General features: G+C 57.6%; 9 protein-coding genes. 6 read left to right on the top strand and 3 right to left on the bottom strand.

Annotated features, from left to right (window positions below):
• Positions 1-10 precede the first annotated feature (10 nt).
• A complete protein-coding gene (locus tag ACIPR4_RS00320; protein WP_013566636.1) occupies positions 11-1,906 on the bottom strand; it encodes a hypothetical protein in 1,896 nt (631 codons plus the stop codon).
• Between ACIPR4_RS00320 and ACIPR4_RS22645 the strand changes: the two genes are divergently transcribed.
• Positions 1,905-2,072, top strand: a complete 168-nt coding sequence (locus ACIPR4_RS22645; protein ID WP_187290224.1) for a hypothetical protein — start codon at positions 1,905-1,907, stop codon at positions 2,070-2,072. The two genes, ACIPR4_RS00320 and ACIPR4_RS22645, sit on opposite strands and share 2 nt — an antisense overlap.
• Before the next feature lie 72 nt (positions 2,073-2,144).
• Complete coding sequence (locus ACIPR4_RS00325; protein WP_187290225.1) at positions 2,145-3,020, top strand: alpha/beta fold hydrolase; 876 nt, start codon at positions 2,145-2,147, stop codon at positions 3,018-3,020.
• A 232-nt stretch (positions 3,021-3,252) separates the two neighbouring features.
• On the opposite strand, the gene ACIPR4_RS00330 is transcribed toward ACIPR4_RS00325, so the two are convergent.
• Positions 3,253-4,887: a hypothetical protein gene (locus ACIPR4_RS00330; protein ID WP_013566638.1), complete on the bottom strand. Its 1,635-nt coding sequence runs from the start codon at positions 4,885-4,887 to the stop codon at positions 3,253-3,255.
• Between the two features lie 308 nt (positions 4,888-5,195).
• Here ACIPR4_RS00330 and ACIPR4_RS00335 point away from each other — a divergent pair, with 308 nt between their 5' ends.
• The 3 genes from ACIPR4_RS00335 (at position 5,196) to ACIPR4_RS00345 (ending at position 6,638) form a co-directional block, all read left to right on the top strand.
• Positions 5,196-5,687 carry a VOC family protein gene (locus tag ACIPR4_RS00335; RefSeq protein ID WP_013566639.1) on the top strand — a complete coding sequence of 164 codons (492 nt, stop codon included), beginning with the start codon at positions 5,196-5,198 and terminating at the stop codon, positions 5,685-5,687.
• A 4-nt stretch (positions 5,688-5,691) separates the two neighbouring features.
• A complete protein-coding gene (locus ACIPR4_RS00340; RefSeq protein ID WP_013566640.1) occupies positions 5,692-5,901 on the top strand; it encodes a hypothetical protein in 210 nt (69 codons plus the stop codon).
• A gap of 314 nt (positions 5,902-6,215) precedes the next feature.
• Positions 6,216-6,638 carry a VOC family protein gene (locus ACIPR4_RS00345; protein ID WP_013566642.1) on the top strand — a complete coding sequence of 141 codons (423 nt, stop codon included), beginning with the start codon at positions 6,216-6,218 and terminating at the stop codon, positions 6,636-6,638.
• A 65-nt stretch (positions 6,639-6,703) separates the two neighbouring features.
• Here ACIPR4_RS00345 and ACIPR4_RS00350 read toward each other — a convergent pair whose 3' ends face one another.
• Entirely contained in the window at positions 6,704-7,621 is a 918-nt protein-coding gene (locus ACIPR4_RS00350) for a sugar phosphate isomerase/epimerase family protein (RefSeq protein ID WP_013566643.1), read from the bottom strand.
• 673 nt (positions 7,622-8,294) lie between these two features.
• Here ACIPR4_RS00350 and ACIPR4_RS00355 point away from each other — a divergent pair.
• On the top strand, positions 8,295-11,771 hold the full coding sequence (locus ACIPR4_RS00355; RefSeq protein WP_245536410.1) for a TonB-dependent receptor: 3,477 nt from the start codon (positions 8,295-8,297) through the stop codon (positions 11,769-11,771).
• The last annotated feature ends 28 nt before the right edge of the window (positions 11,772-11,799 follow it).

Genomic DNA, 11,799 nt, shown 5'->3' on the forward strand with positions numbered 1-11,799 from the left:
CGGCAACGCGTCACAATCGCGCATTCGTGCCCGCGGGTCCGCCAAAGAAGCAGTAGTCGCATAGGACCTGCCGAGACTGAACGAGGTCCTTAAGATGGAAGGGAAGCGTGTTCGCGTACTGCGGCTCGTATCGTCCGGCGTAGTTGACGCCCTTGCTCGCGGCCTGGCACGGGGCATCCGTGCGGTGCCACTTCGACTGCCGCTGGACGTGCGCATCTCCGCCGTACTGCCATAGCCCACTGGTCGTGTCGAAGCCCACACGCGGCTTGACCGATTGCGCGCGCCAGCTCACATACGCAGCCGGAGCCAGCGCACCGCGCACCTGCAGAGACGTCGCCGCGCTGCCAACGTCGGCGGTCTCCGTGCCGAAGAGCCGATACAGGCGACCCTGCACCTCGAACTTGGAGGTCGAAACGAACGAACTCGGCTGGAACTCAAACCCCGGCGATGGGTCGGCCACCTTATCGTCCTCACTGGCCAGCACTACGCCGGATGTTGCATCCGTCAGAGTCCAGGCGACACGCAGCGTTGGGTCAGCGGGAAGCGCGCCCGATGGCAGGCGCAGCGTGTAGTGCAGCACTTCGGTAGCGTAGCTGCTCGGAATAATTGCGGGACCCGTCACAGCAATCGTCGTCGGCTTGGCGCTCTCGTGAACACCCACGGAGATGCCGTCCGCTGCGAGTTCGAAGCTGTCGAGCGCGATACGCAGGACGATGCCGCCAGCGGGCGCGGCAGTGTGCTGCACCCGTGGGTACGGAGCATTGGGCGGACGGTCGTCGACTTTGTTGTCAAAAGAACCCTCTGCGTTGCTGAACTTCGGCAGGAACACGAGCAGGAGAAATCCGACCGTCAGGACCTCAAGCGCATCGACCCACCAGCTCGCATCCACTTCCGACTGCGCGTTGCCAGTCGTGAACCAGAGCGCTGGCCAGCTACGCGGCTTCACGAGGCGCACACGGGGGTCGTCCACCCAGTGCTCCGTCGTGTAGGCCACCCACTCCGCCCCCGGCCCGGAGAAGTTCTCCATGTGCGGAAGAATGTCGAAACTGAAATTCAGCGTCCCCCCCGTAGCGTCCAGCTTCCCCGTGACATGGGCGTGTCCGTCGGCCAGCGTGACGCTCAGCGAGCCGGTATCGAGCGTTGCGCCTTGGCTTGAGGCGGCGCTGCTGAGGGCGTCCTGTACATCGCTGAAGAAGAGCGGCGCTGCAAGAGGGTTCACGAAGGCGGCAAGCGCGAACGAGCCCGCGAAGTCGGTCAAAGCCGTTACGTCCCCCTGAAGCGGCCCCGTTGGGCTATCGCTTTCGACGGCGAAGCCAAGAAGGAGAGCGCCGTCGACGGCCACCGATGAAATCCCGTTCTCAGCCACAAACGCGGGAATTCCATGCAGGTAGTCGATCGGAATCTGCGGCAACGAGATGATGCCGGTCAACAGGGCCAACGAAATCTCCGTCTGCAGGCGCACGCGGAACATGTCGCCAGTCACGTAGCTGGCGACGTCCGGGGGAGGGTCGGCGGAGGTCACGGTCGCCGTCCATGTGCGGACCGCAATCGTAGTCGCCGGGTTCAACTGCGCGGTCTGCGTCCCATCAGATGCCGTGATCAGCTGAAAGTCCGGCACGAGGGTGACCTCAATCAGCCCCTTTATCTGCACCGTCACCGGAACTGTCTCCGTTACCGTCACCCCGCCCCAGACAGGGACTGTGACGACCAGGAGATTCGTCGCTCCCTCGCATGCGATATCGGGCTCACCCAGGAACAAGGAGATAGAGGCATCCGGAGGGCCGCCCAGCAGCGGGTAATTGAGCGTAGTCGGAAACTGTCCATTGGCGTACGTGGCGGTTAACTTGTCGTGAAGCACCTGCTGGCGGATCGTCACCGCCGCGGCGAAACCTGCATCGTTAGCCATGGCTCGCTCCAAAGGAACATGCAGCGCCGAGGTGAAGCTGGAGTACCAGAGAATTGCCCAGAGAGCGCTGACGGATGGCCAGACGGACGGGTTGTTTCCCACGTTCAGAGGAGACGTGCCTACGACGCTGCGGGAGAATCCTAACACCAGCTTTGGAGAAAGTTAACTCGAAATATCCCGTGAAATGCGGGTCATTGGCAACATCCATGAGCTACGTAAAATGCTTCTTGAGCGCTCTATGATGAATGCCAAAGTACTTCTCATTCTCCTCGCCCTTTTTCTGCCCGTTGCCACAACGGCGCAGACGCCTTCGCAGACAAGCTATCTTCCCAGCCCCGCCACCAGCGGTACGTTTACCCATAATGGCGTTCGCCTCTACTACGAGGTCTACGGTGCGGGCGAGCCGCTGCTCCTGGTCCACGGCAATGGCGGCAGCATCGCCGACTTCAAGGCGCAGATCACGTTCTTCCGTGCTCGCTATAAGGTCATCGCCATGGACAGTCGCGATCAGGGACGCTCTGCGAATAGTCCCGGCCCAATCAACTACGAAAAGATGACCTCAGATCTTGCGGCCCTGCTCGACTACCTGCACACCGGTCCCGTCAACGTTCTTGGCTGGAGCGACGGTGCGATTGAGGCCCTTGAGCTCGGCATGGACCACCCGGAGAAGGTGAAGAAGATCGCGGCCATGGCCGCCAACCTCGACCCGGACGGGGCCGTTCCCGAGATCGTCGCTATGGTCAAACAGTCCATCGCCTCGGCGCCCACCTCTGTAAAAGAAAGCCCCGAAGGCAAGCGCGAGCTGAAGGTCGCACAGATGCTCCTCGATGAACCCCATATTTCCGTCGCCTCGCTTGAAAAGATCACCGCGCCGACCCTCATCCTCGCCAGCGACCACGACCTCATCCGCGATGAGCACACCCTGACCATCTACCATCACATACCGAACGGCGAGCTTGTCATCTTTCCCAATGCGACCCACCTCGTGCCATACGACGACCCGGCTACCTTCAACGCAACGGTAGACCGCTTCTTCACGACTCCCTTCGTCAAAAAGGACCGCATTCAGGACACCATGAAGTCCGTCCAAGCAATGAGATCGTCCCAGCACTAACCCTTGGTAACCGCGCCTTGCACTAACGCTGGCGACCGCGCCCCTTTGCCACTACCGGAAACCTCTGGAACCAACCACCGCCCCTCTTTGTCCTGCCGCCGCCTTTGTCATCCCGCCCCTTTGTCATCCCGTAGTGAAACGAAGGGATCTGCTTTTTCAAAACCGTTCAGAAGCATCCCCTGGCCCATGTACAACAGGCGCGCAAATGTCCAGTCCTGGCTGTCTTCGGCAACTACTGAACGGTCGTCGTAACGACCTGAAGCGATCCTGAGTTGTAGTTCGTGAGGTAGAGCGTTCGATCGTCGCTTCCGACCGTAATCTCACGCGGAAACAGCCCCGTGGGGATCGTCTGCACCACACTGGCTTTGGCCGGAACTGCAACCGAAAGAATCGTTGCATTCGCCGTCGTGCCGGCCTCGAACCTGTTTGAGTTCGCTACCGCCAGCAGCTTCCCGCCGTCGAAGAGCCGCAACCCAACCGGTTCCGTCCCGCCCGTGTCCGCATACCCTAGCAACGCGTTGTCCGGGTTCGTCTCTAACATCCCCGTGCTCAACGCCAGCACACGGTTATCCCCGCGTGCCGACACCCATAGCGTGGACCCGTCCGTCGTCTCAACTGCACGCACCGGTGTACATCCCGCGTTCACCGTCGCAACAATCGCCGAAGAAGATGGACTGGCCTCGGCTGCGGCGACGTCGATCACCGTCAACAGCCCATTGTCGTGCGGTGCAACTCCCGCCTGCTCCGTGCAGTTGCTCTTTGTAAGTACCGGATTACCGGTTCCGGCCGCTTTGCTCGAAGCACCTGCGACTTCGCTCGTGACATACAAACGGCTTCCGTCCGGTGAGATCGTCACACCCGCAATCCCCTGTCCGCCCGTCGAGACCTGTCCCAGAAGAGTTCCCGTTGTGACCACACCGGTCGAGTCATACTGCAGTGCGACCACACCGATGTTCCCCTCCGTCGTCGCTCCCGCCGCGACCCCGAACTCGTTGGCCACAAACGCGTACTTTCCATCCGGAGTGACCACAACGTCGAAGCTACCCTGATGCGATGCGAGCGGCCCCTGACTCACCTGCAGACCCGTGGAGGTGCACGTCTGCAGCGTGCTCAGGTTGTAAAAGATCGCTCCATCGACCCCCAGCGTCGCGGCCACACCGGCTCCATTCGGCGTCAGATTCATCCCGAGGTCCGAAGCCCCATCCTGCACAAAGGACGGACGCACAAAGTTGAAACACGAAAGCTTGAGCCCACCGCCAGCGGCAGGCACAAACACCAGCATGCCCGAAGTCGCAGCCGTGACCGACACCAACACGTTCCCGGAAGCCAGCGGCAGTGCTCGAAACGGACTGCCATAGCCACCCGTTGAGTACAGAACGCTCGACGCTGTTACAACCGGTGTGGCCGCGTCTGCATCCGTCACCGTCACATCCGCGGTGCCCGACGCGCTGTTGAAGGAGGACACATTCGAAGGTGTGAAGTTGGCCGTCAACGTATCCGTACCAACCGCCAGAAGTCCAGCCGGTACATGGATCACGGCCTGTCCTGCACTGATGCTTGCAGGAAACGAGGCGTAATTTCCGCTACTCAAAACGACGGAACCTTGCGGCGTAGCGGAGCTTGACGTGACCGCAACCGCGACACTCAGGGGCTGCGCCATGCTGATGCTTCCGGCAGGCGACGCAGTCACGGTCACCGTCGGAGTGATGGCCCCCGAGACCGTAACCGGCGTGCTGACCGCCGCGTGGGTTCCACTCCCACAGCCTGCCAGGAGAAACAAACCGAAGGGCACGGCGCCCAGCAAAAACGTGCAGCGCTCTCTCTTCTTCAGCAGACCCTTCACGGCATTGCTCTCCTGGTTCGTCACGCGTCGTCCTCTGCTTGCAACTCAGGAATCGCCCGGCCTGGACCGCATGACTCGCATTATTCCTCAGCCGTTGGCCGGGCTCAACATGAAAGTACCTATCTTGATGGCTTCAACGTTCCAAAAGGGATCATCCCTGACGCAAGCTCCAGCTCTACGCCAATCAAGCGGAGCCCCAACTTCTGCTGACTCCTCATTTGTCATCTCGTAGCGAAGCGCAGGGATCTGCTTTCTCTCATCCATTTCCAGCCATATCTGTTGCACGGCGAGAGATGGCGACAGTACAATTTGGGCAAAAAATGGAGGAAGTCGTGAAGACGCAACGCCGCAAAGTGCTTGTAGCGCTTACCGCCGCCGCCGGATCGGCACTCCTGCCGGGAACTTTTGCGGCAGCAGAGCAGACGCCCGCTGCGAGCCCCGTGAAGGAGACGGTCACCGGCATCGGCGGCGTCTTCTTTCGCGCACACGATCCGAAGACGCTGGCGCACTGGTATCAGGACCACCTCGGTATCTCCGTCACTCCGCAAAGTAACAACGATCCCGTGTGGAACCAGCAGGCAGGACAGACGGTATTTTCACCCTTCCCCGAGACCACGAAATACTTTGGCGACGCAACGAAGCAGTGGATGATCAACTTCCGCGTGGCCGATCTGGACAGGATGGTCCGCCAGCTCGAAGCAGCAGGCATCGCGGTCAAGGTCGATCCGACAACTTATCCCAACGGTCGCTTTGCACGCATCCACGATCCGGAAGGAAACCCCATCGAGCTATGGCAGCCGATGCATGCGAAAGACGCATCTTAGAATCATGGCAAACCGTAAAAGCGTGCTCCTGTCGTTGGTGCTGACTTTCTTTCTCGGGCCGTTTGACATGCTGTACAGCACAGTGCCAGGTGCGCTGATCATGCTGGTCCTCTATGTGGCACTGGGGATCGTGACCTTAGGCTGGGCCATCGCAGTGCTTCACCCGATCGCGATGATCTGGGGAGCTGTGGCAGCGGATCGGGCGAACCGCTAGCGCGGGGCACCCTCACCGAACCCCCGGGATTCCTCAGAACTAACTTCCTCCAACCCTTCCTTTGTCCTCCCGTAGCAAAGCGAAGAGATCCGCTTCTTCGTACAAACAAAACCCCAGAAAACCTACAAAACCGGGTGCCCCATACATCGCGCTCTTTGCGATGTGTGGGTTATGCGCGAAGCACATCCCTGCGATCTCCTTTCGCAGAGAACGAAAGAATAGGGCACAAGCTCTTGATCATCCCGTAGCGATGGGATGCGAGCACCCGGTACACTTTTCGTCGGCAAGCGATCCGGCTCAGAGAGGAGCGATGCATGACCGATGAACTCAAGCAGACGACACCACGCCCCACTCTTACTTCAAGTGAGCCTCAACTCTTCGTTGCAGACCTCACGACTTCCCGCGATTTCTATACCCACAAACTAGGCTTCGCCATCGCATTCCTCTACGGCGATCCGCCGAACTACGGACAGGTCTTCCGCGACAGCGCGTGCCTCAACCTGCGGCTGATCCGCGAACCCATCTTTGCTGGCGACGCGCGCAAACGCGAACATCTACTCTCCGCTTCCATCACGGTGGCCACCGCGAACGAAATCAAGCAACTGTTTCTGGAGTACCAGGCTGCGGGAGTCTCGTTCCATCAGGCACTGAAAGAGGAGCCATGGGGAGCCACAACCTTTGTCGTCTCGGATCCAGATGAAAATCTCATCCTCTTCGCCGGCCCGGCAGCCGACTGACCTGCTTCAATCCAAAACCGCGCCTTCCCAGAACTCCGACTTCGGCGAGCATTCCTTGCAGAAACCTAGAAGACACTTCGAACATACTTGTAGTCGATCGCAGCCGCCTCCAGCGCGGTCAACCCGACCATGGGTGGGTCCTGCTCGACAAAGAAATGCTTTACCCCTGCCCGCCGTGCCGCGGCGATGACGGGCTTGTAATCGATATGGCCCTGTCCAAGCTGAGTGGGATGCGGCATATTCGGCCCACCCATCTCAGTCGTCACCTTCGTCGAAGCCGGGAAGTCTTTGATGTGGATCATGCGGAACCGCTCCGGGACCCGGCGGAAGTACTCCACCGGATGCGCACCCGCCGTAATCATCCATCCGCAATCGGCCTCGAACTGCACCAGGGCGGGCTCTGTCTCGGCCAGCAGAATCTCATACCCCGTCTTCCCCCCGCCAAGGTCGCGGAACTCATGCGTATGGTTGTGATACGCGAACTGGACCCCGGCCTTCTTCGCCTGCTCGCCAATCTGATTGGCCCGTTCCGCAATCTTCTTGAAGTCGTCCGCCGTGAGCTTGTTCAGCTGCCCCAGCACCGCAGCGATCCCGCCCGCAACAGGCGCCCCCGGCAAAAGGATGGAGCTCGCGGCATACGACACACGCAGATCGTTCGCCTGCTCCAGCACCTTGCCGGTCTCTTCAAAGCCAAACTGCAGATGAGCCGCCGGACACTGCAAGCCCGCATCGTCGATCAGCCCGCGCAGCGCCTTCGGAGTAAGTTTCGCAAACCCCGCGACCTCAACCTCTTCAAAACCGATCGCCTTAACCTTCTTCAGCGTTCCCGCGGGATCCTCCGTGAGCGCTGTCCCCACCGTATAGAGCTGCAGGCCAACCTTTTCTTCCTCGGCTGCCCACGCCTTGTGGGTGTGCGCTGCCGAAAGGACCACCGCCGTTGCCGCCTGCGCGAGAAACGTCCTGCGCGAAAGTTGAGCCTTCAAGATGGCCTCCTGAAAAAAGCAAGATCATCCTATACCCGTCCACAGTCCGTCTGACTCGCGCAGAATCGGGTACAGATGCTTCACCTGACCGCAGCCACCTTTGTCATTCCGTAACGAAGGGACCTGCTTTTCTAATCACTTTCTCTCCGTACTAGTAACATCTCCTCTCGATAAGCGCATGGCCTGAGCTTGCCAAGTCCAGTTGATTTCAACTAACCGCCGAATTTCTTCAGTGGCGTCAGGAAGATATGAAGATAGGTTTGGAAAAGAAGATCGGGATGGTGGTCCCGGCTCTGCGGAAAGACACTGTTTCCTAAAGGATCTGCTCAAGGTCATCGGCGTCAGAGCTTGCGTACACAGCTAGACCTTTACGGCTGTTGCTTCATGGTGTTGAAGATGTTGTTGACAAAGATTAAGTTGGGTAGATAAGCTGCGGCCAATAGATTGCATTACTTTTTCAGAGGCTTAAGCATCTATGAAGAACTTCAATCGTGAGCAAGCATGCTGCATCGCTCAATCATCGAAACCGATCAAGCTCTTCAAAACAAGCCAAAAAAAATCACTCTCACATCGACATCAAGTTCGCAGTAGTTATTCTTTTGAATCAATTTACTTCGCATTCATCTTTGCGATCATTCTTTCTCTGTTCGGCGGAACTGCAGCCCATGCTCAGTTGGATCAGGGCACCCTTGCCGGAACCGTGCACGATAGCACCGGCGCTGTTATCCCCAACGCCACCGTCACTCTCGTCGATGAAGCCACGGGGCTCTCTCTGGTCCGGACGGCCGATAGTGAGGGAATTTTTACCTTCACCCCGATCAAAATCGGCAGCTACAAGGTCACCGTCTCCGCGCAGGGCTTTTCCAAGGCCGAACAAAAGGGACTTGTCGTCAATGCTTCCGCACGTATTCAAGTGCCAATAACGCTTGCGGCCGGTTCTGTTACACAAACAGTTGAGGTCACCACCGACCCTGCAGCATTGCAGACGGATAACTCTTCCACGGGAGCTACGATCCCAGCGGCGGCAATCGTCCAGACGCCTTTAGTAAATCGAAATCCTATCTTCATCGCACAACTTACTCCTGGAGTTGCTCCGGCTGCGCAAGGAACTCGCGGAACGAACGGTGGTGATTTTTCAGCCAACGGACAGCGAACGGGACAAAACAACTACATCTTTGATGGCGTCGATAACAATGCAATGTTGGTCGATGAACCAAGCGGTGCGATGTATGTCATCAAGCCTATTCCTGAATCGCTTGCTGAATTCAAAGTTCAGACGTCCAGCTACAACGCGGAGCTTGGCCGCGCAGCCGGTGCAGTGGTCATCGCGAGTATGAAATCCGGTTCCAATCAGATTCACGGTACTTTATGGGAATACTGGCGGAACGACATTCTTAATGCCCGTGACTTCTTTCAAGCTACCAAGCCGAAGTATCGACAAAATCAGTTTGGTGCGGCGATCGGCGGACCGATCCTGAAGAACAAGCTTTTTTTCTTCGGTGATGTGGAAGGAAATCGCGTTATCTTCGGCCAGAGTTCCATCAACACAGTTCCCACCCTCAAAATGAGAGCGGGCGACTTCAGCGAATTGCTCAGCGCTGCAAATACCGGTGGCAACCCGAAGACACTCTACCCAGCAGGTACAAACAGCAGCATCAACCCTAACCCTGTGCCAATACAGTACAACGGTCAAATCAACGTCATTGACCCCAAGCTCATCGACCCTGTAGCGCAAGGGCTTTTTAATCTTCTACCCGCCCCGAACTTTGGCGCCCCCGGCCAGACATACAGTAACTATCAGTTTCAGGGCGGAGCGAAAGACAACACAGTCCAGTACGACGGACGGCTGGACTGGAACCTGAGTCAGAAAGATCAGATCTTCACCAAATATAGCGTTGTCAATCAGCAGCAGACGTATCCAAGCCCTTTCGGCATACTGGATGGTTCAGGTTTTGGCACGAGTGGTAACGTCACAGACAAAGCACGCCAGTTCACCCTCTCAGAGACGCACTTTTTCACTTCAACTCTGGCCAACGAATTTCGAGTTGGTTACAACTGGATCAACGCGCAGTACGCACAGCCAAACGCCAATACGGACCTCTCACCACAGTTTGGGCTTGGGGGTATTCCGTTCGAGACCGGGAATGGCGGTTTGCCTTTCTTTGATTTTGGCGGTGGCCAGAACCTCGGAACCAGTACTAATCCGAACCCTACCTCCTTCGGCTCGGCACAGTATCTTCCCACGAACGAATTTGAGAATGTGGCCCAGCTTCTGGACAACGTCTCCAAGACGTTTGGCAAGCACAGCATGAAGGTCGGATTCAATCTACAGAGGATTCGTATTCAGACTCTGCAGATACCGCAGGCACGTGGGTACTATGACTTCAACGGCAAGTACACACAGGATCAAGCCAGGCAAGCCAACTCCGGCTTTGGCGGGGCTGACTTCCTGCTCGACCAGATGAATACGGCCTCGGTTTCAAACTTCTCGCTGGTCCACGATCAACGCTGGTATCGCAGTGCGTACTTTCAAGACGACTGGCGTGTGAGCCAAAAGCTGACTCTGAACATGGGAGTCCGCTATGACTACTTTCAGCCCTTTGTAGAGTTGGATGGTCGGCAGGCCAATTTCTTAATTGATTTTTCCAATAACACTGCGACCTATCTGCTTCCTAACAAGGCAAAGCAGTACCCATTGCCCCAGGCATTTCTCAACGAACTCGCGGCCAACAATGTGCCCGTCGTTTATGACAGCAATCCTGCGCTGACTGACGCGCAAAAATTAAACTTTGGGCCCCGTTTAGGTTTTGCTTATTCAGCAAATGACAAGCTGGTGATTCGCGGAGGGTACGGAATCTTCTTCGGCGGCTTTGAGAATGTGGGGTTCAGTCCAAATCTTGCACTGAATGCTCCGTTTCTTTTTACCTCGAACTTCAGCAGCGGTGGCTGCGCGCCGGGCAACTGCGCTACGAATGGCATCACGCTTGAGAATGGATTCAGCGCCGCGTTGTCGGCGGGCCTGTCCAATTTCATCACGACCCCAGGCATCAATATGTACCCGAAGACGTTGAAGACTGCCTATACGCAGGGATTTAATCTTGCGGTGCAGCAGCAGCTTCCCCACGACTCAACGGTTACCGTTGGCTATGTCGGCGCTCTGGGGGTTCATATCACATCGAATCCCAGCGCCAACCAGATCCCTAACCTGCTTCCTCCCGGAGCTTCTGTGCAGAATGCCCGGCCCTTCAATCAATTTGCCGGAGGGAGTTATGAAGCCAACGATGGCAACTCCAATTTTCACAGTCTTCAGGTGATAGGCGAGCATCGTTCCAAGGGCGGCCTGTATTTTATGGCGAACTATACGTGGTCGAAGAGCCTGGATGACACCACCCAGCCGCTCGGCGGAACCAACGGATCGAATTATCGCAACTGGAGACAGTTGGGCTTTGGCTTTGATTATGGCCCAACCGCAACAGACACACGCCACCGCTTCGTTCTGAACGCGCAGTATCAATTGCCTGTTGGGCATGGGCGCAGATTCCTGAATCAGTCGAGGGTAGTGGACGCGCTTGTGGGCGGTTTCAACCTGGGTCTCCTCTTCCGTGTTGAGACTGGTCAGCCCAATCTGGTGACCGCAGGCAATAATCCCACCAACGGTGTGGGCAATGCAGACGCTGTAAGGATTGGTGATCCTTTCGCAACGGGAGGCTCGAACCCCGACCCCAGCGTAGTCTGCGCTACGAAGACTCGTACGGTTAAAACGTGGATCAACCCTTGTGCCTATACCAACCCGCCAGTCGCCGTTGCAGCTCCTGCGCCTGGAGCTACGCTCGGTCCGAACCAGGTATCGATCGGTGACCATGGCGGGATCGCAGCCTACGGGCCACCTTTGCGCCAGGTTATTTACGGGCCGGGCTACAACCGTGTCGACTTGTCTCTTTCCAAAAACTTTGTACTGTGGCGGGAGACCAGACTGGAGTTTCGTGCCGATCTGTACAACGCGCTCAATACTCCAACGTATGGACCGCCAAATACAACGGTAGGATCCGGCTTCGGGCAAATATCCAGCACACGTTTTGGTGGATCGGGAATCGCAGCGGAAGCGCCGGACGCTCGGGTGGCTCAACTCTCAGCCAAGTTCCATTTCTAACCCTGCGGGAGAACGTGCCGACCGCTTC

This window comes from Terriglobus saanensis SP1PR4 (genome assembly GCF_000179915.2).
GTDB classification, from domain to species: domain Bacteria; phylum Acidobacteriota; class Terriglobia; order Terriglobales; family Acidobacteriaceae; genus Terriglobus; species Terriglobus saanensis.

What these genes read in the sequence shown, in the direction of transcription:
- ACIPR4_RS00325 (WP_187290225.1), top strand. Translation starts at nt 2,145, where the DNA reads ATGATGAATGCCAAAGTACTTCTCATTCTCCTCGCCCTTTTTCTGCCC.
- ACIPR4_RS22645 (WP_187290224.1), top strand. Translation starts at nt 1,905, where the DNA reads ATGGCTCGCTCCAAAGGAACATGCAGCGCCGAGGTGAAGCTGGAGTAC.
- ACIPR4_RS00340 (WP_013566640.1), top strand. Translation starts at nt 5,692, where the DNA reads ATGGCAAACCGTAAAAGCGTGCTCCTGTCGTTGGTGCTGACTTTCTTT.
- ACIPR4_RS00320 (WP_013566636.1), bottom strand. Translation starts at nt 1,906, where the DNA reads ATGGCTAACGATGCAGGTTTCGCCGCGGCGGTGACGATCCGCCAGCAG.
- ACIPR4_RS00345 (WP_013566642.1), top strand. Translation starts at nt 6,216, where the DNA reads ATGACCGATGAACTCAAGCAGACGACACCACGCCCCACTCTTACTTCA.